The organism is Enterobacter cloacae complex sp. 6730903, assembly GCF_048283985.1.
Taxonomy (GTDB): Bacteria; Pseudomonadota; Gammaproteobacteria; order Enterobacterales; family Enterobacteriaceae; genus Enterobacter; species Enterobacter hormaechei_C.
Genome location: NZ_JBLVXX010000038.1, coordinates 34,021 through 55,684, shown reverse-complemented (window position 1 = coordinate 55,684; position 21,664 = coordinate 34,021). Strand labels below are relative to the sequence as shown.

Sequence of the window (21,664 nt, the reverse complement as noted above, 5' to 3'; positions counted from 1 at the left end):
AAGCGTTTATTTTGCTTTTCTCTGCTGACCCGGCGGCTTGCGTGCCGTTGTTCCGTGTCAGTGGAGGCGCATTATAGGGAGTTCTTCTGAAGTGACAAGCACTAAATACAAAAAACTTTTCGTTCGCTCACTTTTCAAACTCAACGCTTATTTAACCCGCGCATCGTCCGTTAAACGCGCAATTTCACGGGCAAAACTGGCGACCTGAGCCCAGTCGGTATACACCACTTCTTTACGCGTATCCGTTTCCCCGCCCGTCATTTTCATGATCAGGCGGATCATAAAGCGGTCATACCAGCGGTAACGCGGGTAACGCAGCGCGCCAGCAAAGACAGAACAGATATCGGGCTGCCATGGCGAACTCAGCAAAAACTTGCGCGTATAACTGTTGGTCTGCGGCGTACGCTTCTCCGGTTTACGGGCAACCAGGTTGACCGAGTAAAACGCGCCAGGCAGCTGAGCGAGCTCCGCCGTATGCTTTTTCACAAAGCGATCCAGCGCCGGATGGAAATGGCCGTAGCGAATTGAAGCGCCAATCACCACGCGGTCGTAATCCTGCCAGGCAATCTGCTCTGTGCGATTCAGGTTCACCACATCAGAATAAATGCCCAGCTCTTTGAGTTCGGAAGCCAGATATGAAGCAATCTCACGCGTTTGCCCGTCACGCGTTGAGAAAAGAATTAACGTTTTCACCAATGTCTCCTTACTCACGCCAGAATGTTGGGGTAAACAGCACCAGCAGCGTAAAGACCTCAAGACGCCCAAACAGCATATTGGCGATTAAGATCCACTTCGCCACCGGGTTCATACTGGCGAAGTTATCCGCCACGACGCCCAGCCCCGGCCCCAGGTTGTTTAACGTTGCCACCACAGAGGCGAAGGCAGAGAAATCATCCACGCCCGTGGCGATAATCGCCAGCATACTGACAATAAAGACCAGCGCATAAGCGGAGAAGAATCCCCACACCGCTTCGAGGATGCGCTCCGGCAGCGCGCGGTTCCCCAGCTTAATACTGTAAACCGCATTCGGGTGGACCAGACGTTTCAGCTCACGGTTCCCCTGCTTGAACAGCAGCAGGATACGGATCACCTTCAGACCGCCGCCCGTTGACCCGGCGCAACCGCCGATAAACGCAGAGCACAACAGCAGCACCGGCAGGAACAGTGGCCAACGCGCAATACTGTCCGTGGTGAAACCGGCGGTTGTCGCCATCGATACCACCTGGAAGAAGGCCTGGTTCAGGGTCGTGACCGCCGAGTTATAAACATCGTGGAACCACAGTACCAGGGTACAGATAACCACCAGGGTCAGCTGGACGCCAATAAACATCCGGAATTCCGGGTCGCGCCAGTACACCTTCAGGCTCCTTCCGCTAAGCAACGAGAAGTGTAGACCGTAGTTACAGCCTGAGATCAGCAAAAAGATGGCAATGATGGTATTGATTGTCGGGCTGTCGAAGTAGCCGACGCTGGCATCGTGGGTGGAGAACCCGCCGATAGCAATAGTCGCAAAGCTGTGCCCGATGGCATCAAACGCAGGCATCCCGGCAAACCACAGCGCCAGCGCGCAGGCCACCGTCAGCAGGACATAGATAAGCCACAGGGTCTTCGCCGTCTCCGCAATACGCGGGCGCATCTTGTTATCTTTCAGCGGGCCGGGCATCTCCGCCCGGTAGAGCTGCATCCCCCCGACGCCCAGAATGGGCAGGATAGCCACCGCCAGGACGATGATCCCCATACCGCCGAACCACTGGAGCATCTGCCGGTAAAAGAGAATCGCATGCGGGAGCGAATCCAGCCCCACCAGCGTGGTGGCCCCGGTGGTCGTTAATCCGGAGAACGATTCAAAAAACGCATCCGTGACGGTGAGATTCGGTTGTTCGGAGAAGATAAACGGCAGCGCACCCACGCTTCCCAGTACCGTCCAGAACAGGACCACAATCAGAAACCCCTCCCGGGATTTCAGTTCACCTTTCTCACGGCGGTTTGGCCACCACAGCAGGGAGCCAATCGTCAGCGCGACAAAAAAGGTTTGCGTAAATGCACGCCCCGCACCGTCCCGGTAGATGAGCGCCACCAGTCCGGGAATAATCATTGTCCCGGAGAAAAGTATGACCAGCAATCCAACGATTCGGGTAATGGCACGAAAATGCATCTCTGCCGCTTCCTTAGGTATTCAAAATTGTGAGGTGGGGATTATTCTTCAATCGGCAGTAATTGCAATGAACCGCGACTAAAATCAGCGAGTTTTGCTGAAAAAGCAGCCAGTTCCGCCTGAGGAAGCGCCACGCGTAATTGCACCATTGCCTGATAATCACTGTGTGCGATGACACCGTTAAACTGTTTAAGCAGTGCTTCGATACCCGATAGCTGGGCGTAATCGCATAACAAAGTATATTCCGTAAGTGGCGTTTTGCGGGTTGTTATCAGCAGATTAAGCGCCTGCTGGACACCACCTCCGTAGGCTTTAACCAGCCCTCCGGTGCCTAACAAAATGCCCCCGTAGTAGCGGACCACGACGGCGGTGATTTCACCCACGCCGCTGCCCATCAACTGGGAGAGCATCGGTTTTCCGGCCGTACCCGCCGGTTCACCGTCGTCAGAAAACCCAAGCTGCTGTGAGTCGTCTGGCGGCCCCGCGACCCACGCCACACAGTGATGGCGGGCATCGGGGTGCTGCGCGCGGACGGACTCGACGAACGCCTTCGCCGCCTCCACGCCGTCGGTATGCGCCAACAGCGTGATAAAGCGGCTTTTCTTGATTTCCTCAACAAAGGTGACCGGCTCGGCCGGTATCAGCCAGCTTTCCATCAGGCCAGCTTCAGATCTCGCGTCATGTTCTCAATGCTGTTCTCGTGAATAACCACGTTATCCTCGATACGAATGCCGCCATACGGCTTCAGCGCTTCAATTTTCTCCCAGTTGAAGTGCTTGCTGAATTGCCCTTCGCGCCACGGCGCCAGCAGGGATTCAATAAAGTAGATGCCCGGCTCGATGGTCAATACCATACGCGGCGCCAGAACGCGGGTGCAGCGCAGATAAGGATATTTAGACGGTGCCGCCAGGTGCGTACCGGTATCATCCTGCATAAAGCCCGCGACGTCATGAACCTGCAAACCCAGCGGGTGGCCGATACCGTGCGGCATAAATGGCCCGGTCAGATCGTTCTCAACCATCGCCTCTTCGCTCATGTCTTTGACAATCTGATGCTTACGCAGCAGTTTAGCGATGCGCTGATGGAACTGGATGTGATAATCCACGTAGCTGGTTCCGGCCTTCATGGTGCCAATCAGCGCCAGCTGTTCGTCGTTCACGTCTTTGATCAATTGCGCAAAATCGGTGTCCGCATTCGCCGCCCAGGTACGGGTCAGGTCTGCCGCATAACCATTGTACTCAGCCCCCGCGTCCAGCAGGAAGCTGCGCATCTCAGCCGGAACCTGATGATCCAGTTTGGTGTAGTGCAGAACCGAGGCATGTTCATTCAGCGCCACGATGTTGCTGTACGGCACGTCGGTATCGCGGTGGCCGGTCGCCGTCAGGTAGGCCTGATTAATATCGAACTCGCTCATACCGGACTGGAACGCTTCGTGCGCCGCACGGTGGCCATTCACCGCCGTTTTTTGCGCTTCACGCATGCAGTAAAGTTCGTAGTCGGTCTTGTAGGCGCGATAGTAGTGCAGATAATCCAGCACGCCTTTCGGGTTGAGTTTATCTGCCGGAATATCCAGACCCAGCGCACGCTCAGGAACCGGACCAATGTAGCCGATGTTGCCGCGCGCCGCTGGCAGCTGGCTGCCAATGCCGTCTGCTTTTGGCAGCGCAATCACGTCAATTTCTTCGGTCCAGAATGAGGTCGGCAGCGGTTCCACGTTGTGCCAGTAATCGACCGGCAGGTAGAACCACAGTTTCGGCTTGTTCACGCCATCCACCAGCAGCCAGCAATTTGGAACCTGCGTCACAGGTACCCAGGCTTTAAACTGCGGGTTAACCTTGAAGGGATAAGCATGGTCATCAAGAAAAGTATTCATCAGCTCGCCGGAGTGGATCAGCAGGGCATCCAGCTTGAAGCGGGCCAGTACATCGCGGGTACGTTCCTGTAGGGTAACGATATGATTTTTATAAAGCGAAGCCAGTGAGTCCATCATTCTTCCTTTCGTTTTTTTGACCTCAAGTCATCGCATCTTAGCACACCTCACTCCGGCTGCGTGATTTCCACCGACCGTGATCAGCGCAGCAATTTCTTAATGACTAATTTGCATTTTATTAACATAAATTCCACACTCCGTTTCATCTGGTATGACCAGATCCAATTGCTGGATTCAGGAGACCGACATGCTCTACAAAGGCGACACCCTGTACGTAGACTGGCTGGAAGATGGCATTGCCGAACTGGTGTTCGATGCCCCCGGCTCAGTGAACAAGCTTGATACCGCGACGGTGGCCAGTCTTGGCCAGGCGCTGGATGTACTTGAAAAGCAATCAGATTTAAAAGGGCTGCTGCTGCGCTCCAACAAAGCGGCCTTTATCGTTGGCGCGGATATCACCGAATTCCTGTCGCTGTTCCTGGTGCCCGAAGAACAGCTGAGCCAGTGGCTGCATTTCGCGAACAGCGTCTTTAATCGTCTGGAAGATCTGCCTGTCCCGACCCTTTCTGCCGTTAACGGTTACGCGCTGGGCGGCGGTTGCGAATGCGTGTTAGCCACTGATTACCGTCTGGCGACCCCGGACCTGCGCATCGGCCTGCCGGAAACCAAACTGGGCATTATGCCGGGCTTTGGCGGCTCGGTGCGTATGCCGCGCATGTTGGGTGCCGACAGCGCGCTGGAGATCATTGCCGCAGGTAAAGATGTGGGCGCGGAACAGGCACAGAAAATCGGTCTGGTGGACGGCGTGGTTAAGCCTGAAAAACTGATTGAAGGCGCTGTCGCCATTCTGCGTCAGGCGATTAACGGCGATCTCGACTGGAAAGCCAAACGTCAGCCGAAACTGGAGCCGTTGAAGCTCAGCAAAATTGAAGCCACCATGAGCTTCACCATCGCCAAAGGCATGGTGATGCAGACGGCGGGTAAACACTACCCGGCACCGATCACGGCGGTGAAAACCATTGAAGCGGCAGCCCGGCTGGGCCGTGATGACGCCCTGAAGCTGGAAAACCAGAGCTTTGTCCCGCTGGCGCACACCAACGAAGCCCGCGCGCTGGTTGGTATCTTCCTTAACGATCAGTTCGTGAAGGGCAAAGCCAAACAACTCACCAAAAACGTTGAAACGCCAAAACACGCGGCGGTACTCGGCGCGGGCATTATGGGTGGCGGCATCGCCTACCAGTCTGCCTGGAAAGGCGTGCCGGTGGTGATGAAGGACATCAACGAGAAATCCCTGACGCTGGGCATGACCGAAGCGGCCAAGCTGCTGAATAAACAGCTTGAGCGCGGCAAAATTGACGGTCTGAAGCTGGCAGGCGTGATCTCCACCATCCAGCCAGTGCTGGAATACAGCGGTTTCGACCGTGTGGACGTGGTGGTTGAAGCGGTCGTCGAGAACCCGAAAGTGAAAAAAGCGGTACTGGCCGAAACCGAAGACAAGGTGCGTCCGGAAACCGTGCTGGCCTCTAACACCTCCACTATTCCTATCAGCGAACTGGCGAGCGTGCTGAAGCGTCCGGAAAACTTCTGCGGGATGCACTTCTTTAACCCGGTGCATCGCATGCCGCTGGTTGAAGTGATCCGTGGGGAAAAAACCTCCGACGAAACCATCGCCAAAGTGGTGGCGTGGGCGAGCAAGATGGGCAAAACGCCGATCGTGGTTAACGACTGCCCGGGCTTCTTCGTTAACCGCGTGCTGTTCCCGTACTTCGCCGGTTTCAGCCAGCTGCTGCGCGACGGCGCAGACTTCCGCAAAATCGACAAGGTGATGGAAAAACAGTTCGGCTGGCCGATGGGCCCGGCGTATCTGCTGGACGTTGTCGGCATCGACACTGCCCATCACGCGCAGGCGGTGATGGCGGCGGGCTTCCCGCAGCGCATGCAGAAAGACTATCGCGACGCCATTGACGCCCTGTTCGACGCCAACCGCTTTGGTCAGAAAAACGGTCTGGGCTTCTGGCGCTATAAAGAAGACAGCAAAGGCAAACCGAAGAAAGAAGAAGATGCGGCGGTGGATGGCCTGCTGGCCGACGTCAGTCAGCCGAAACGCGACTTCACCGACGATGAGATCATCGCCCGGATGATGATCCCGATGATCAACGAAGTGGTGCGCTGCCTCGAAGAAGGCATTATCGCCAGCCCGGCAGAAGCGGATATGGCGCTGGTGTACGGCCTTGGCTTCCCTCCGTTCCACGGCGGCGCGTTCCGCTGGCTGGATACGCTCGGCAGCGCCCGCTATCTCGATATGGCTCAGCAGTACCAGCACCTCGGCCCGCTTTATGAGGTGCCGGAAGGGCTGCGTAACAAAGCGCGCCATAACGAACCCTACTACCCAGCAGTTGAGCCAGCCCGTCCGGTTGGCGAACTGAAAACGGCTTAAGGAGTCACAATGGAAAAGGTTGTCATTGTTGATGCGATTCGCACCCCGATGGGCCGTTCAAAAGGCGGTGCGTTCCGTAACGTGCGCGCGGAAGATCTCTCCGCGCACCTGATGCGTAGCCTGCTGGCGCGTAACCCGGCGCTGGACCCAGCAGCGCTGGACGATATCTACTGGGGCTGCGTGCAGCAGACGCTGGAGCAGGGCTTCAACATTGCCCGTAACGCGTCCCTGCTGGCGGAGATCCCGCATTCGGTTCCGGCCGTCACCGTCAACCGTCTTTGCGGTTCGTCGATGCAGGCGCTGCACGACGCGGCGCGGATGATCATGACCGGCGATGCGCAGGCCTGTCTGGTGGGCGGCGTGGAGCACATGGGCCACGTGCCGATGAGCCACGGGGTCGATTTCCATCCAGGCATGAGCCGCAACGTGGCGAAAGCCGCCGGTATGATGGGCCTGACCGCCGAGATGCTCTCCCGTCTGCACGGCATCAGCCGTGAGATGCAGGATGCGTTTGCCGCACGCTCGCATGCCCGCGCCTGGGCCGCCACGCAGTCTGGTGCCTTTAAGAATGAGATCATCCCAACCGGCGGTCACGACGCAGACGGCGTACTGAAGCAGTTCAGCTACGACGAAGTTATCCGCCCGGAAACCACGGTCGAAGCGCTTTCTACCCTGCGTCCGGCGTTTGATCCGGTCACCGGCACGGTAACGGCGGGCACCTCGTCTGCCCTGTCCGACGGTGCCGCCGCGATGCTGGTGATGAGCGAAAGCCGCGCCCGCGAATTAGGCCTGACGCCACGCGCCCGCGTGCGTTCGATGGCGGTCGTGGGCTGCGATCCTTCCATCATGGGCTACGGCCCGGTTCCGGCATCAAAACTGGCGCTGAAAAAAGCGGGGCTGAGCGCAAGTGATATTGACCTGTTCGAGATGAACGAAGCGTTCGCCGCGCAGATCCTGCCGTGCATTAAAGATCTGGGGCTGATGGATCAGATCGACGAGAAGATTAACCTCAACGGCGGCGCGATCGCCCTCGGACACCCGCTGGGCTGCTCCGGGGCACGTATCAGTACCACGCTGATTAACCTGATGGAACGCAAAGATGCCCAGTTTGGTCTGGCAACGATGTGTATCGGGTTGGGTCAGGGGATCGCGACGGTGTTTGAGAGGGTGTAAATAAGGAAAAGTATCTCAAAGTAACGTAGGCCCGATAAGCATCGCGCCATCGGGCTTTTGCCGGGAGGCGCTACGCTTTCCCGGCCTACGGAGAGAAAAAGTTTAGTTGCCGTTCTTCCCGCCTGTCAGGGGCGGGTTTTTTACGTTATTGCAGCAGCGAAATATCCGCCACGCGCAGGAACAGCTCACGCAGTTTCTCAAGCATCGAGAGACGGTTAATCCGCAGCTCTTTATCTTCCACGTTCACCATTACCTTCTCGAAGAAGGCGTCGATGACGTCACGCAGCTCCGCCAGCTCCACCAGCGCTTCCTGGTAGCGACCTTCCGCGAAGTACGGCTCCAGCTTGTCGCGCAGCACCACCACCTGCATCGCCAGAGAAATCTCTTCCGGCTCTTTCAGGGTTGCAGCGTTGACGCGCTCGTTCAGCGTCTCGTCGGATTTCGCGAGGATGTTGGATACGCGCTTGTTGGCCGCGGCCAGCGCAGACGCCGCTTCCAGCGTACGGAAGTGGGATACCGCTTTCATACGCGCATCGAAATCTGCCGGACGGGTCGGACGACGCGCCAGCACCGCCTGAATGGTATCAACGGAGTAACCTTCGTCCTGATACCATGCGCGGAAACGACCGAGCATAAAGTCGATAACATCATCCACAACCTTCGCGTTGGTCAGCTTATCGCCGTACAGACGTACCGCTTCTTCGGTCAGCGTTTGCAGATCGAGGTTGAGGTTCTTCTCTACGATGATTCGCAGCACGCCCAGCGCAGCGCGACGCAGCGCAAACGGGTCTTTATCGCCTTTCGGATGCTGACCGATACCGAAGATACCCGCCAGGGTGTCCATCTTATCGGCAATCGCCACAGCGCAGGCAACCGGGTTAGACGGCAGATCGTCACCGGCAAAGCGCGGCTGATACTGCTCGTTCAGGGCTACCGCCACGTCTTCCGCTTCGCCATCGTGACGCGCGTAGTGCATGCCCATCACGCCCTGGGTGTCGGTAAATTCGAACACCATGTTGGTCATCAGGTCGCACTTGGAGAGCAGGCCCGCGCGGGTAGCGTGGTTAACGTCGGCGCCAATTTCACGGGCAATCCAGCCGGACAGCTCCGCGATACGGTCGGTCTTGTCGCGCAGCGTACCCAGCTGCTGCTGGAACAGCACGGTTTGCAGACGCGGCAGGTTGTCTTCCAGACGTTTTTTACGGTCGGTATTGAAGAAGAACTCGGCATCCGCCAGACGCGGACGCACCACTTTCTCGTTACCGGAGATAATCTGGCTCGGATCTTTCGATTCGATGTTCGCCACGAAGATGAAGTTTGGCAGCAGCTTGCCGTCGTTGGCGTAAACCGGGAAGTACTTCTGGTCACCCTTCATGGTGTAAACAAGCGCTTCTGCCGGAACGGCCAGGAATTTCTCTTCGAATTTCGCGGTCAGTACAACCGGCCATTCGACCAGCGAGGTCACCTCTTCCAGCAGGCTGTCGCTCAGGTCAGCGTTTCCGCCAATTTTGCGCGCCGCGTCTTCTGCGTCCGCTTTGATTTTGGCTTTACGCTGTTCGTAGTCAGCAATGACCTTGCCGCGCTCCAGCAGGATCTGCGGGTACTGGTCAGCATTGTCGATGGTGAACTCCGGCTCGCCCATAAAGCGATGGCCGCGGATCACGCGATCGGACGCCACGCCCAGAATGGTCGCCGGGATAACGGTATCGCCCAGCAGCAGGGTCACGGTGTGAACCGGACGCACAAAGTGTACGTCGGACGCGCCCCAGCGCATCAGCTTAGGAATCGGCAATTTTGCCAGCGAGGTCGCGATCATGTCAGGCAGCAGCGCTTCGGCGCTTTCGCCTTTCACATGGGCACGGTACAGCAGCCATTCACCTTTGTCGGTGGTCAGACGCTCGGCCTGATCAACGGTGATGCCGCAGCCGCGCGCCCAGCCTTCTGCCGCTTTGCTCGGCTTGCCTTCGGCGTCGAACGCCTGAGCAATGGCCGGGCCACGTTTTTCAACTTCGCGATCCGGCTGGGACGCCGCCAGGTTTGCCACTTTCAGCGCCAGACGACGCGGCGCGGCAAACCACTCAATTTTACCGTGCGCCAGGCCAGCGTTATCCAGCTCAGCAGTGACGTTCGCAGCGAAAGATTCAGCCAGGCTGCGCAGGGCTTTTGGTGGCAGCTCTTCAGTGCCGATTTCCACCAGGAAAGTTTTCTCAGACATGGCCGCCTCTTATTTGTTTCGGTTGCACATCGGGAAGCCAAGGGCTTCACGGGACGCGTAGTAAGCTTCTGCAACGGCTTTGGTCAGGGTACGAATACGCAGAATGTAGCGCTGACGTTCAGTCACGGAGATCGCTTTGCGGGCATCCAGCAGGTTGAAGCTGTGGGCAGCCTTCAGAATACGCTCGTAGGCAGGCAGCGGCAGCGGAGTCTCCAGCGCCAGCAGCTGCTGGGCTTCTTTCTCGTACTGCTCGAAGCAGGTGAACAGGAAGTCCACGTCCGCGTATTCGAAGTTATAGGTGGATTGCTCCACTTCGTTCTGATGGAACACGTCGCCGTAGGTGGTTTTACCCAGCGGGCCGTCGCTCCAGACCAGGTCGTAAACGCTGTCTACGCCCTGAATGTACATGGCCAGACGTTCCAGACCATAGGTGATTTCGCCGGTAATCGGTTTACATTCCAGACCGCCAACCTGCTGGAAGTAGGTGAACTGGGTCACTTCCATGCCGTTCAGCCACACTTCCCAACCCAGCCCCCAGGCACCCAGCGTTGGGTTTTCCCAGTTATCTTCCACGAAACGAATGTCGTGAATGGTTGGATCCATACCCAGCTCTTTCAGTGACCCGAGGTACAGTTCCTGAATGTTGTCGGGTGATGGCTTAATCACCACCTGGAACTGATAGTAGTGCTGCAAACGGTTAGGGTTTTCGCCGTAACGGCCATCGGTCGGACGACGGGATGGCTGCACATAGGCGGTCGCCATTGGCTCTGGCCCTAACGCGCGCAGGCTGGTCATCGGGTGCGAGGTGCCTGCGCCAACTTCCATGTCCAAAGGTTGAACAATGGTGCAGCCCTGACGAGCCCAGTAATCCTGTAAGGTCAGGATCAGGCCCTGGAAGGTCTTGGTATCAAACTTTTGCATAGTATTTCGTGCTGGATACGTGTGGTTTTAAATGGAAGGGATCAGTATACCCGCTGGCTGCAAGATATACAGTACGAAACGGGGTTGTTTAGGGAAAATTGGGGAATAAGCCCTACAGCCAGAACCTGCGAAGGCTCTGGTTGCTGCTTATACGAGCAATTTAACGCATTGAGAGATGTAAAAACTGACCGTCTGCATCAAAAGAGCAGACAAAGCCCTCTTTACGCGCCGTATAGCCTTTCAGTTCATAGCTGCCCTGAAAGCGCTCGAAGCCGTTTATATGAATTTTCTGTGCTTCGGAATTATAGCGGTGAGCCGCCTGATCCCTGCACAGCTGTTCCATATTCAGGGAACGCTCCGGGCTCATTTTCCCCTGCTGCGCTTTTTGGACAGGTATCTCCTCAGAAGCACTGCATCCTGTTAATAAGAGCAGCAGAAAGAGTGACACCCCACGCTTCATCATCATTTTTATTACCGCCCTGGTCAGTGGCTGTTATTTTTAGTAGCAACACGTTTATGGATTAATGTCCGTCATTCTGCGAATCTCACCAGCGCCCTACAAGCTAGCCGGGCTAAACTCAGAATTTTCCAAGGGAAAAGTTTTACACAATCGCAGTCACACTTTTTTTATCAGGAATACAGAGGAACTGATGCAGTCAAAAATTAACTGGATTGATAACCTGCGGGGAATAGCCTGTCTGATGGTGGTGATGATCCACACAACGACCTGGTATGTCACGAACGCGCACAGTATCAGCCCTGTTAACTGGGATGTCGCCAATATTCTGAACTCGGCCTCCCGCGTGAGTGTCCCGCTGTTCTTTATGATTTCCGGTTTTCTCTTTTTTGGCGAGCGTAGCGCACAGCCGAGACATTTCATCCGTATTGTCTCCTGTCTGCTGTTTTACAGCGCCATTTCGCTGCTCTATATCATCCTGTTCACTTCAATTAACGCTGAACGTTCCCTGCTCAACTTGTTGCAAAAACCGGTGTTCTATCATCTGTGGTTTTTCTTCGCGATAATGGTTATCTATCTGGTGTCACCGTTAATTCAGGTAAAAAACGTCAGCGGTAAAATGCTGCTGGCGCTGATGGTGGTCATCGGGATCGTGGCCAACCCGAACACCGTCTCACAGAAAATTGATGGCTTTGAATGGTTGCCCGTTAACCTTTATATCACCGGGGATACGTTTTATTACGTGCTGTACGGCATGCTGGGGCGCGCCATTGGCATGATGGAGACGCAAAAGCGAGGAATGAACTGGCTTTGCGCAGCCGCGTTTCTCGTCGGTGTGTTTATTATCTCTCGCGGGACGCTGCATGAGCTGCAATGGCGCGGCAACTTTGCCGATACCTGGTATCTCTACTGCGGCCCGATGGTCTTTATCTGCGCGATCTCTCTGCTGACGCTGGTTAAAAACACCCTGAATGCCCGCCCGCTTCCGGTGCTGGGGTTTATCTCTCGCCACTCGCTGGGCATTTACGGTTTTCACGCGCTGGTGATCCACGCCCTGCGCACCCGCGGCGTTGAGCTTAAAAGCTGGCCGGTGCTGGATATTGTCTGGATATTTACCGTTACGCTGGTTGTCAGCCTGCTGCTGTCAATGTTGCTGCAAAGAATCGATACGCGCCGGTTTGTGAGCTAGCCCGGTTGAAGGCTGGCAGGCCGGGTAAGCGTTAGCGCCACCCGGCTCCTGTTTATGACATTAGCGGCAAAAGCTGCTGATAAATTTTGCGGAACACGTCTCGTCTTTCAGCATAGCGAGCATGATTTTTCGCATCAGGACGATGCTGCCGTTCAAGCGGCAGCTGGGGCAAAAGCTGGTGCAGTGGTTTATCCGGGTTCAGCGCAATTTGCGCCAGCCGTGCCGCACCGAGCGCCGGGCCGACATCGCCTCCCGTACGATAGTCCAGCTGCAACCCGCTGATATCGGAAAGCATTTGCCGCCAGTAGCTGCTTCGCGCACCGCCGCCAATTAACGTAATGCTGGATGGCGTCAGTCCACAGTCATGCACGACATCCATTCCGTCCGCCAGAGCATAGCCAACGCCTTCAAGCACCGCGCGCGCCAGCTCTGCCGGGCCGTGCTGATGGGTAAGACCGAAGAACACCCCTTTCGCTTCCGGGTTGTTATGCGGCGTCCGCTCGCCGGAAAGGTACGGTAAAAACCAGACCGCACCGGCATTATCATCTGCCTGCTGTGCCGCTGTGATAAGCGCCGGGACGTCCGCCATTCCGGTTAGCTTTGCCGCCCAGTCGAGGCAGGAAGCCGCGCTCAGCATCACCGACATCAAATGCCATTTACCCGGCAACGCGTGGCAGAAGCTGTGTACGGCGCTTTCAGGGTTACTACGATACCCGTCACTGACGGCAAAATAGACGCCGGAAGTGCCGAGCGAGAGCATAGCCTGTCCTGCCTCGACCATCCCCACGCCGACCGCCCCCGCCGCATTATCGCCGCCGCCGGCGACGACAGGTACGGCTGGCATGTTCCAGCGTTCAGCAACAGAAGGCTGCAAAGCCCCCGTGATTTCACTGCCTTCAAACAGCGCAGGCATATGGTCGCGCGTCAGCTGGCAGGCATCCAGCATCGCCTCGCTCCAGTCCCGTTTCGCCACGTCGAGCCACATCGTGCCCGCGGCGTCAGACATGTCGCTGGCAAAATCCCCCGTCATGCGAAAACGCAGGTAGTCTTTCGGCAACAGAACCTTCGCCACCTGGCGAAAAATCTCAGGCTCATGGCGCTGCACCCACAGGAGTTTTGGCGCGGTAAAACCGGGCATCATCAGGTTGCCCGTAATTTCGCGGGACGCAGGCACACGCTCCTCAAGGATCGCGCACTCTTCCGCACAGCGGCCATCGTTCCAGAGAATAGCCGGGCGCAGAACGCGATGCTGACTATCCAGCAACGTTGCGCCATGCATTTGCCCGGCAATGCCCAGCGCCTTCACGCCGCGCAGGCTGTGCTGCTCGCCTAAGGCTTTCATCGCGCGGTCCGTCGCCTGCCACCACTGCTCCGGATCTTGTTCCGACCAAAGCGGATGCGGGCGTGAAACCTGCAACTTTTCAGTCTGCGTGGCTAACACATCGCCCTGCTCGCTTAACAGGATGGCTTTCACCCCCGACGTGCCAAGATCGATCCCGATATACATGTGGTGACTCCTTTGACAGAAATGCCCGGTGGCGCTGCGCTTACCGGGCATGGATGCTGTTATTTATCGAACAGGTAGTGATTAACCAGGTTTTCCAGCAACTCCTGATGGCCGCTCTGATGCTGCGGCGCAAGCTGATGCTGTTCAGCGTACTTCGCGATCTCCGCAAGCGATAACTGACCTTTCAAAATTTGCTGGCCCAGCTCACTGTTCCAGCCGCTGTAGCGCTTCGCGACGCGCTTATCCAGCTCACCGTCTTCAATCATACGGGCCGCCACCTTCAGCGCCAGCGCCATGGTGTCCATCGCGCCAATATGCCCGTAGAACAGATCGTATTTGTCAGTGCTCTGGCGACGCACTTTGGCGTCAAAGTTCAGGCCGCCGGTGGTGAAACCGCCCGCTTTGATAATTTCGTACATCACCAGCGCGTTCTCTTCCACGCTGTTCGGGAACTGGTCGGTATCCCAGCCCAGTTGCGGATCGCCGCGGTTCGCATCCACCGATCCGAAGATGCCCAGCGCAATCGCAGAGGCGATTTCGTGATGGAACGAGTGGCCCGCCAGGGTAGCGTGGTTAGCCTCAATATTCACTTTGATCTCTTTTTCCAGACCAAACTGCTTCAGGAAGCCATACACGGTGGCGACATCGTAGTCGTACTGATGTTTGGTTGGCTCCTGTGGTTTCGGCTCAATCAGCAGCGTGCCGCGGAAACCGATTTTGTGTTTGTGGTCCACCACCATCTGCATAAAGCGACCAATCTGCTCACGCTCCTGGCGCAGGTCGGTATTCAGCAGCGTTTCATAGCCTTCACGACCGCCCCAGAGTACATAGTTCTCACCGCCCAGCTGATGCGTGGCGTTCATCGCAGTCACAACCTGGGTGGCCGCCCAGCTGAAGACTTCCGGGTCCGGGTTGGTTGCCGCGCCCGCGCCATAGCGAGGGTTGGTAAAGCAGTTAGCCGTACCCCAGAGCAGCTTGACGCCGCTTTGCTGCTGTTTTTCAGCCAGTACGTCGACCATCTGCGCGAAATTGTTCAGATACTCTTTCAGCGATGCCCCTTCCGGCGACACGTCCACATCGTGGAAACAGTAGTACGGCACGTTCAGCTTATGGAAGAACTCGAACGCGACGTCGGCTTTACGCTTCGCCAGCTCAATGGCCTCGCCCGGCTGTTGCCATGGTCGGTCAAAAGAGCCCACGCCGAACATATCAGCACCGTTCCAGCAGAAGGTGTGCCAGTAGCAGGCGGCAAAGCGCAAGTGATCTTCCATGCGCTTACCCAGCACCAGCTCATCCGGGTTGTAGTGACGAAATGCTAAAGGATTGGTCGTTTTCGTGCCTTCGAAACGAACGCGATCGAGTTGGTCGAAATAAGCTTGCATATTGAGCTCCATAATCAGGGTATGCGGCGTGGTCTTGCTTCTGGAGTAATAGTGAATAGACATTGGAGGTTGCTCAATTACGTTATTTCACACTGCTATTGAGAGAATGCGCAATTGTGCGCTGGCTCGCAAAATAATGTGCAGACAAACTATTTTTCGGCGCGCATTCCAGAATCAAATGTAATTAATAGGTTACGCTTTTTAAAATCCGATCGCGGTCATAAATTCAGAAATAAACCAAATATCGTAATGAGAAGATAAAAATCTGTAATTGCCAGCAGGCCTTTCCACGTTAAAAATTTGCTGCGTCTCAGCAGTGAACGTTTCTTTTATCTCAGCTACACATACCCCTACAAAAAGGCCTAATAATTATGAAAATAAAGAACCTGACCCTAACGCTCTGCACTACTCTCCTGCTTGCAAGCTTTGCCGGCCACGCCAAAGAGGTCAAAATCGGCATGGCGATTGATGACTTACGCCTGGAGCGCTGGCAAAAAGATCGCGATATCTTTGTTAAAAAAGCGGAATCTCTCGGCGCGGAGGTGTTCGTTCAGTCCGCTAACGGCAACGAAGAGACGCAAATGTCGCAAATCGAGAATATGATCAACCGTGGCGTCGATGTGCTGGTCATTATCCCGTATAACGGCCAGGTATTAAGCAACGTGGTGAAAGAAGCGAAACAGGAAGGGATAAAAGTCCTGGCTTATGACCGCATGATTAATAATGCCGACATTGATTATTATATTTCGTTCGACAATGAAAAGGTGGGCGAATTACAGGCTAAAAGCCTGGTCGCAAAAGTGCCTCAGGGGAATTATTTCCTGATGGGCGGCTCGCCCGTGGATAACAACGCCAAACTGTTCCGCCAGGGGCAAATGAAAGTGCTGAAGCCGTATATCGACGAGGGCAAAATTAAAGTCGTCGGCGACCAGTGGGCTGACGGCTGGTTACCGGAAAACGCGCTGAAAATTATGGAAAACGCGTTGACCGCAAATAATAACAAAATCGATGCGGTGGTGGCCTCTAACGATGCCACTGCGGGTGGCGCCATTCAGGCGCTGAGCGCGCAGGGTCTGGCCGGGAAAGTCGCTATTTCCGGCCAGGACGCCGACCTTGCGGGTGTAAAACGCATCATCGCGGGTACCCAGACCATGACGGTGTATAAGCCCATTACCGAGCTTGCCAATACGGCCGCCGAAATTGCCGTTGAACTGGGCAATGGCCAGCAACCTAAAGCAGACGCGACGTTAAATAACGGCCTGAAAGACGTACCTGCTCGCCTGCTTACCCCTATCGAAGTCAACAAAGAGAATATTGACGCCACCGTGGTGAAAGACGGTTTCCATAAGAAGAGTGAACTGTAATCCAGCGCAGCCCCTGCCCGGCAGGGGCGCATTGACCTGCCCTGTTCATCTGTTGGGCTATGCGGAGCAGTTATGTCTTATTTACTTGAAATGAAAAGCATCACCAAAGCCTTCGGAGCGGTGAAAGCAGTCGATAACGTAAGCCTGCGGCTGAATCCCGGCGAAGTGATGTCGCTGTGCGGCGAAAATGGCTCGGGAAAATCCACGCTGATGAAAGTGTTGTGCGGGATCTACCCGCACGGCAGCTACGAGGGCGAAATCGTTTTTGCCGGTGAGGTGCTCCAGGCCACGCACATTCGCGATACCGAACGTAAAGGCATCGCTATCATTCACCAGGAGCTGGCGCTGGTGAAGCACCTTACCGTGCTGGAAAATATCTTTCTCGGCGCCGAACTCTCACGCCATGGCGTACTGGATTACGACACCATGACGCTGCGCTGCGAAAAACTGCTGGCTCAGGTGAGCCTGGCTATCTCACCGGATACGCGCGTGGGCGACTTAGGTTTAGGCCAGCAGCAGCTGGTGGAGATCGCCAAGGCGCTGAACAAACAAGTGCGCCTGCTGATCCTCGACGAACCAACCGCTTCACTCACCGAACAGGAAACGGCCGTACTGCTCAATATTATCCGCGACCTGCAAAACCACGGCATCGCCTGCATCTATATTTCGCACAAGCTCAATGAGGTGAAAGCCATTTCCGACACCATCTGCGTCATCCGCGACGGGCAGCACATCGGCACGCGTGAAGCAGAAGGCATGAGCGAAGATGACATCATCACCATGATGGTGGGTCGCGAACTCACCGCGCTGTATCCCAACGAACCGCACACCATCGGCGAAGAGCTCCTGCGCGTGGAAAACCTGACAGCGTGGCATCCCGTTAACCGCCATATCAAGCGCGTGGATAACCTCTCCTTTTCGCTTCACCGCGGCGAAATTCTCGGCATTGCGGGTTTAGTGGGTGCCGGAAGAACCGAGGCTGTGCAGTGTCTCTTTGGCGTCTGGCCGGGGCGCTGGGAAGGCAAAATTTATATCGACGGTCAGCCGGTAAAAATCGACAACTGCCAGCAGGCTATTGCTAAGGGCATTGCCATGGTGCCAGAAGACCGCAAAAAAGACGGCATCGTGCCGGTAATGGCGGTGGGAAAAAATATCACGCTGGCGGCGCTCAGCCAGTTTTCCGGCGCGCTGAGCAGCCTGGATGATGCCGCAGAACAGCAGTGTATTCTCCAGTCGCTTGCCCGGCTTAAGGTGAAAACCTCCTCGCCGGAGCTGGCGATAGGACGCCTGAGCGGCGGCAACCAGCAGAAAGCGATTCTGGCGCGCTGCCTGCTGCTTAATCCGCGCATTTTAATTCTGGACGAACCCACCCGCGGGATCGATATCGGCGCGAAGTATGAAATCTACAAGCTGATCAACCAGCTTGTGCAGCAAGGGATTGCCGTCATTGTTATCTCGTCCGAATTGCCTGAAGTGCTGGGGCTGAGCGACCGCGTGCTGGTCATGCATGAAGGGAAACTCAAAGCCAACCTGAACAACCAGAACCTGACACAAGAGCAGGTGATGGAAGCTGCCTTAAGGAGCGAACACCATGTCGAAAAGCAACCCGTCTGATATCAAAGTCGCTGTTCCGACGCCCGGTGCGTTCGCAGGACTTAAATCGCTGAATCTGCAAGTTTTTGTAATGATTGCCGCCATTATCGTCATCATGTTGTTCTTTACCTGGATGACCGATGGCTCCTATTTGAGCGCACGTAACGTCTCTAACCTGCTGCGTCAGACCGCCATCACCGGGATCCTGGCGGTGGGGATGGTCTTTGTGATTATCTCAGCGGAAATTGACCTGTCGGTAGGGTCGATGATGGGTCTGCTCGGCGGCGTGGCGGCAATTTTTGACGTCTGGCTCGGCTGGCCGCTGCCGCTGACGATTGCGGTTACGCTGGTACTGGGTCTGCTGCTGGGGGCGTGGAATGGCTGGTGGGTGGCCTACCGTAAAGTCCCGTCGTTTATCGTCACCTTAGCGGGGATGCTGGCCTTCCGCGGCATTCTGATTGGGATCACCAACGGCACCACCGTCTCCCCGACCAGCGCCTCAATGTCCCAGATTGGCCAAAGCTACCTCTCTGATGGCGTCGGTTTTACGATCGGCGTGGTTGGGCTGATGGCGTTTGTCGCGTGGCAATGGCGGGGACGCATGCGTCGCCAGGCGCTGGGGCTGGCCTCGCCTGCTTCAACCTCGGTTGTCGGTCGTCAGGCCCTTACTGCGGTGATTGTGCTGGGCGCCATCTGGCTGTTAAACGATTATCGCGGCGTCCCAACGCCCGTTCTGCTGCTGGCGCTGTTGCTGTTAGGTGGAATGTTTATGGCCACACGTACCGCATTCGGTCGCCGTATTTATGCCATCGGCGGCAATCTGGAAGCCGCGCGTTTATCTGGTATCAACGTAGAACGCACCAAACTCGCCGTCTTTGCCATCAACGGCCTGATGGTGGCCATCGCGGGGCTGATCCTCAGTTCGCGACTGGGGGCGGGCTCCCCGTCTGCGGGTAACATTGCCGAGCTGGACGCCATCGCCGCCTGCGTGATTGGCGGGACCAGCCTCGCCGGGGGCATTGGCAGCGTGGCGGGGGCGGTGATGGGCGCATTTATTATGGCTTCGCTGGATAACGGGATGAGTATGATGGACGTGCCGACGTTTTGGCAGTATATCGTCAAGGGTGCCATTCTTTTGCTGGCAGTCTGGATGGACTCTGCCACCAAGCGGCGCGCCTGATAACACTATCGTGACTAATTTGGGAAATGAGCCATGTTTGAAAAGCGTCACCGCATTACGTTGTTATTCAATGCCAACAAAGCCTATGACCGGCAGGTGGTTGAAGGGGTTGGCGAATATTTGCAGGCGTCGCAATCCGAATGGGATATTTTCATCGAAGAAGATTTTCGTACCCGTCTGGAGAACATCAAAGACTGGCTGGGAGACGGGGTCATCGCTGACTTTGACGACCCCGTGATTGAACAGTTGCTGAGTGGCGTCGACGTGCCTATCGTGGGCGTTGGCGGCTCTTACCATACACCGGAACATTACCCCCCCGTTCACTATATCGCCACGGATAACCATGCTCTGGTCGAGACCGCCTTCCTCCATTTAAAGGAGAAAGGCGTACATCGTTTTGCGTTTTACGGATTGCCCGCCACCAGCGGAAAGCGCTGGGCGATGGAGCGTGAATATGCCTTCTGCCAGCTGGTTGCCCAGGAGAAATATCGCGGCGTCGTTTATCAGGGGCTGGAAACCGCGCCAGAAAACTGGCAGCACGCACAAAATCGCCTGGCTGACTGGCTGCAAACGCTGCCGCCCCAGACAGGGATTATCGCCGTGACGGACGCCCGCGCCCGCCACGTATTACAGGTGTGCGAACATTTGCATATTCCGGTGCCTGAAAAGCTGTGCGTGATTGGTATTGATAACGAAGAGCTTACGCGCTATCTGTCGCGCGTGGCGCTCTCATCCGTGGCTCAGGGTACCCGTCAGATGGGCTATCAGGCCGCAAAGCTGCTGCACAGACTGTTAGACAACGAATCCCTGCCGCTCCAGCGTCTGCTGGTTCCGCCCGTTCGCGTGGTCGAGCGTCGCTCAACTGACTACCGCTCCTTAAACGATCCGGCCGTGATTCAGGCGATGCACTACATTCGCAATCATGCCTGCAAAGGGATTAAGGTCGATCAGGTGCTCGATTCGGTCGGCATTTCACGTTCGAATCTGGAGAAGCGGTTCAAAGAGGAAGTCGGTGAGACGATTCACGCCGTGATCCATGCGGAAAAGCTGGAGAAAGCGCGCAGTCTGCTGATCTCCACCTCGCTGTCGATCAACGAGATTTCACAGATGTGCGGCTATCCGTCGCTTCAGTATTTCTATTCGGTGTTCAGAAAAGAGTATGACACCACGCCGAAGGAGTACCGGGAACGGTACAGTGAAGTCCTGCTCTAGAAAAAAGAACGCCTTCCAGTGGAAGGCGTTTTTCATTACATATGTGCGGCAATCAGACGCTGGTTATCCTGGTACATGGAGAACAGGTAATTGTTATAACGCTGTCCCTGAGTGGAATAACCTTTCAGCTTGTGGATCATCGCCGTAGCCGTTACTTCCTGATCCGCCTTACGCAGCTGAGCGCGTGACTTACGGAACGAGGAGTAGGCCGGATGGGTGTTCAGGTTCACCACATAGGCATTCACGGAATCTTTCACCGATTCAAACTGTGAATAGCCCTTCACCTTGCCGGGTGCATTAGTACAACGACCTTTTGTGCATTTCATGCCAAACAGATTGTTGTTGTTGCGCGCCAGCTTCGAGGTGCCCCAACCGCTTTCGGCGGCGGCCATTGTCGCGACCATACTGCCTGGAATGATGTCCACACGCTCTAATAGTGAGTTCCACGGCACGCGACGCGTGTTCCCGCTCCACTTCACTTTATAGCGTTTGGCGATGTCTTTCAGGCGAGTGCGCTCAGACGGCGACCAGCGGCTATCGTACTGTTTGGAGATCAGCCAGTTACGATCCGCAGTAATCGCGGCATTTTGACTTTTAATGTAAGGCATTACCGTCCGGAGAAACGCTTTTTTCCTTGGTGTCCCGGAAGGGTATTTTCGCAAATCAGGAAGTGAACTACTCTTTGCACTATTGCGAGAATACTCTTGTTTACTGCTAACCTTACTGCTTGTCGTCTTTATTACGTGGGCTTTCTTACTCGTTGTATCCGTGTGCGTCTTTGCAAGCACCTCACCAGAAAATGCCATGGTGAGTAACATGAGTATCGCGGCCCCATATCGTCGAATGGGAGTCGATATCATTAGGTCTCCTGGTCGGATATAAACATTCCAACACCTTATTTTCTTCAAAAATTTGAGAGCGGAATCTCAAATCATACCAAAAATAGTCC

At 55.8% G+C, this 21,664-nt stretch carries 17 protein-coding genes; 7 read left to right on the top strand and 10 right to left on the bottom strand.

Annotated features, from left to right (window positions below; all coding sequences use genetic code 11):
* Positions 1–147 precede the first annotated feature (147 nt).
* Genes hemG through pepQ form a run of 4 tightly spaced genes read right to left on the bottom strand, consistent with a single transcriptional unit; the run spans position 148 to position 4,142 of the window.
* A complete protein-coding gene (gene hemG, locus ACNQ0W_RS18265) occupies positions 148–693 on the bottom strand; it encodes a menaquinone-dependent protoporphyrinogen IX dehydrogenase (RefSeq protein ID WP_062933732.1) in 546 nt (181 codons plus the stop codon).
* 10 nt (positions 694–703) lie between these two features.
* A complete protein-coding gene (gene trkH, locus ACNQ0W_RS18260; protein ID WP_006808591.1) occupies positions 704–2,155 on the bottom strand; it encodes a Trk system potassium transporter TrkH in 1,452 nt (483 codons plus the stop codon).
* Positions 2,156–2,196: 41 nt separating this feature from the next.
* Complete coding sequence (locus ACNQ0W_RS18255; RefSeq protein ID WP_015572737.1) at positions 2,197–2,811, bottom strand: IMPACT family protein; 615 nt, start codon at positions 2,809–2,811, stop codon at positions 2,197–2,199.
* Positions 2,811–4,142 carry a Xaa-Pro dipeptidase gene (gene pepQ / locus ACNQ0W_RS18250; protein ID WP_017382602.1) on the bottom strand — a complete coding sequence of 444 codons (1,332 nt, stop codon included), beginning with the start codon at positions 4,140–4,142 and terminating at the stop codon, positions 2,811–2,813. The genes ACNQ0W_RS18255 and pepQ overlap by 1 nt, the downstream gene beginning before the upstream one ends.
* A 190-nt stretch (positions 4,143–4,332) precedes the next feature.
* Here pepQ and fadB point away from each other — a divergent pair, with 190 nt between their 5' ends.
* Together fadB and fadA are read left to right on the top strand one after the other, a co-directional pair.
* Complete coding sequence (fadB, locus tag ACNQ0W_RS18245) at positions 4,333–6,522, top strand: fatty acid oxidation complex subunit alpha FadB (RefSeq protein WP_062933733.1); 2,190 nt, start codon at positions 4,333–4,335, stop codon at positions 6,520–6,522.
* A 9-nt stretch (positions 6,523–6,531) separates the two neighbouring features.
* Complete coding sequence (gene fadA / locus ACNQ0W_RS18240; RefSeq protein ID WP_000416981.1) at positions 6,532–7,695, top strand: acetyl-CoA C-acyltransferase FadA; 1,164 nt, start codon at positions 6,532–6,534, stop codon at positions 7,693–7,695.
* Positions 7,696–7,840: 145 nt separating this feature from the next.
* Here the strand turns inward: fadA and glyS are convergent, their stop codons facing one another.
* The 3 genes from glyS to ACNQ0W_RS18225 all read right to left on the bottom strand — a co-directional run bounded on the left by glyS (position 7,841) and on the right by ACNQ0W_RS18225 (position 11,297).
* Positions 7,841–9,910 carry a glycine--tRNA ligase subunit beta gene (gene glyS, locus ACNQ0W_RS18235; protein ID WP_006808596.1) on the bottom strand — a complete coding sequence of 690 codons (2,070 nt, stop codon included), beginning with the start codon at positions 9,908–9,910 and terminating at the stop codon, positions 7,841–7,843.
* A gap of 9 nt (positions 9,911–9,919) precedes the next feature.
* Complete coding sequence (gene glyQ / locus ACNQ0W_RS18230; RefSeq protein WP_003860141.1) at positions 9,920–10,831, bottom strand: glycine--tRNA ligase subunit alpha; 912 nt, start codon at positions 10,829–10,831, stop codon at positions 9,920–9,922.
* A 160-nt stretch (positions 10,832–10,991) separates the two neighbouring features.
* Positions 10,992–11,297, bottom strand: a complete 306-nt coding sequence (locus tag ACNQ0W_RS18225) for a YsaB family lipoprotein (RefSeq protein WP_017693801.1) — start codon at positions 11,295–11,297, stop codon at positions 10,992–10,994.
* 184 nt (positions 11,298–11,481) lie between these two features.
* Here ACNQ0W_RS18225 and ACNQ0W_RS18220 point away from each other — a divergent pair, with 184 nt between their 5' ends.
* Positions 11,482–12,477: an acyltransferase gene (locus ACNQ0W_RS18220; RefSeq protein WP_062933734.1), complete on the top strand. Its 996-nt coding sequence runs from the start codon at positions 11,482–11,484 to the stop codon at positions 12,475–12,477.
* 52 nt (positions 12,478–12,529) lie between these two features.
* Here ACNQ0W_RS18220 and xylB read toward each other — a convergent pair whose 3' ends face one another.
* Positions 12,530–13,984 carry a xylulokinase gene (gene xylB / locus ACNQ0W_RS18215; protein WP_062933735.1) on the bottom strand — a complete coding sequence of 485 codons (1,455 nt, stop codon included), beginning with the start codon at positions 13,982–13,984 and terminating at the stop codon, positions 12,530–12,532.
* Between the two features lie 59 nt (positions 13,985–14,043).
* Positions 14,044–15,366, bottom strand: a complete 1,323-nt coding sequence (gene xylA, locus ACNQ0W_RS18210) for a xylose isomerase (protein WP_026080557.1) — start codon at positions 15,364–15,366, stop codon at positions 14,044–14,046.
* 371 nt (positions 15,367–15,737) lie between these two features.
* On the opposite strand from xylA, the gene xylF reads away from it, so the two are divergent.
* The 4 genes from xylF to xylR all read left to right on the top strand — a co-directional run bounded on the left by xylF (position 15,738) and on the right by xylR (position 20,715).
* Positions 15,738–16,730, top strand: coding sequence for a D-xylose ABC transporter substrate-binding protein (xylF, locus tag ACNQ0W_RS18205; protein ID WP_006808602.1), 993 nt, complete (start codon positions 15,738–15,740; stop codon positions 16,728–16,730).
* A 72-nt stretch (positions 16,731–16,802) separates the two neighbouring features.
* Positions 16,803–18,344, top strand: a complete 1,542-nt coding sequence (locus ACNQ0W_RS18200) for a xylose ABC transporter ATP-binding protein (RefSeq protein ID WP_058646378.1) — start codon at positions 16,803–16,805, stop codon at positions 18,342–18,344.
* On the top strand, positions 18,322–19,503 hold the full coding sequence (xylH, locus tag ACNQ0W_RS18195) for a xylose ABC transporter permease XylH (protein ID WP_003860151.1): 1,182 nt from the start codon (positions 18,322–18,324) through the stop codon (positions 19,501–19,503). Before ACNQ0W_RS18200 ends, xylH begins: the two co-directional genes overlap by 23 nt.
* A gap of 33 nt (positions 19,504–19,536) precedes the next feature.
* The gene (gene xylR / locus ACNQ0W_RS18190; protein ID WP_003860152.1) at positions 19,537–20,715 is read left to right on the top strand and encodes a D-xylose utilization transcriptional activator XylR; all 1,179 of its coding nucleotides are present in this window, start codon (positions 19,537–19,539) and stop codon (positions 20,713–20,715) included.
* A 35-nt stretch (positions 20,716–20,750) separates the two neighbouring features.
* Here xylR and ACNQ0W_RS18185 read toward each other — a convergent pair whose 3' ends face one another.
* Positions 20,751–21,575 carry a protein bax gene (locus ACNQ0W_RS18185; protein ID WP_071886800.1) on the bottom strand — a complete coding sequence of 275 codons (825 nt, stop codon included), beginning with the start codon at positions 21,573–21,575 and terminating at the stop codon, positions 20,751–20,753.
* Positions 21,576–21,664 lie beyond the last annotated feature (89 nt).

What these genes read in the sequence shown, in the direction of transcription:
- trkH (WP_006808591.1), bottom strand. Translation starts at nt 2,155, where the DNA reads ATGCATTTTCGTGCCATTACCCGAATCGTTGGATTGCTGGTCATACTT.
- ACNQ0W_RS18255 (WP_015572737.1), bottom strand. Translation starts at nt 2,811, where the DNA reads ATGGAAAGCTGGCTGATACCGGCCGAGCCGGTCACCTTTGTTGAGGAA.
- pepQ (WP_017382602.1), bottom strand. Translation starts at nt 4,142, where the DNA reads ATGGACTCACTGGCTTCGCTTTATAAAAATCATATCGTTACCCTACAG.
- fadB (WP_062933733.1), top strand. Translation starts at nt 4,333, where the DNA reads ATGCTCTACAAAGGCGACACCCTGTACGTAGACTGGCTGGAAGATGGC.
- fadA (WP_000416981.1), top strand. Translation starts at nt 6,532, where the DNA reads ATGGAAAAGGTTGTCATTGTTGATGCGATTCGCACCCCGATGGGCCGT.
- glyS (WP_006808596.1), bottom strand. Translation starts at nt 9,910, where the DNA reads ATGTCTGAGAAAACTTTCCTGGTGGAAATCGGCACTGAAGAGCTGCCA.
- glyQ (WP_003860141.1), bottom strand. Translation starts at nt 10,831, where the DNA reads ATGCAAAAGTTTGATACCAAGACCTTCCAGGGCCTGATCCTGACCTTA.
- ACNQ0W_RS18225 (WP_017693801.1), bottom strand. Translation starts at nt 11,297, where the DNA reads ATGATGATGAAGCGTGGGGTGTCACTCTTTCTGCTGCTCTTATTAACA.
- ACNQ0W_RS18220 (WP_062933734.1), top strand. Translation starts at nt 11,482, where the DNA reads ATGCAGTCAAAAATTAACTGGATTGATAACCTGCGGGGAATAGCCTGT.
- xylB (WP_062933735.1), bottom strand. Translation starts at nt 13,984, where the DNA reads ATGTATATCGGGATCGATCTTGGCACGTCGGGGGTGAAAGCCATCCTG.
- xylA (WP_026080557.1), bottom strand. Translation starts at nt 15,366, where the DNA reads ATGCAAGCTTATTTCGACCAACTCGATCGCGTTCGTTTCGAAGGCACG.
- xylF (WP_006808602.1), top strand. Translation starts at nt 15,738, where the DNA reads ATGAAAATAAAGAACCTGACCCTAACGCTCTGCACTACTCTCCTGCTT.
- ACNQ0W_RS18200 (WP_058646378.1), top strand. Translation starts at nt 16,803, where the DNA reads ATGTCTTATTTACTTGAAATGAAAAGCATCACCAAAGCCTTCGGAGCG.
- xylH (WP_003860151.1), top strand. Translation starts at nt 18,322, where the DNA reads ATGTCGAAAAGCAACCCGTCTGATATCAAAGTCGCTGTTCCGACGCCC.
- xylR (WP_003860152.1), top strand. Translation starts at nt 19,537, where the DNA reads ATGTTTGAAAAGCGTCACCGCATTACGTTGTTATTCAATGCCAACAAA.
- ACNQ0W_RS18185 (WP_071886800.1), bottom strand. Translation starts at nt 21,575, where the DNA reads ATGATATCGACTCCCATTCGACGATATGGGGCCGCGATACTCATGTTA.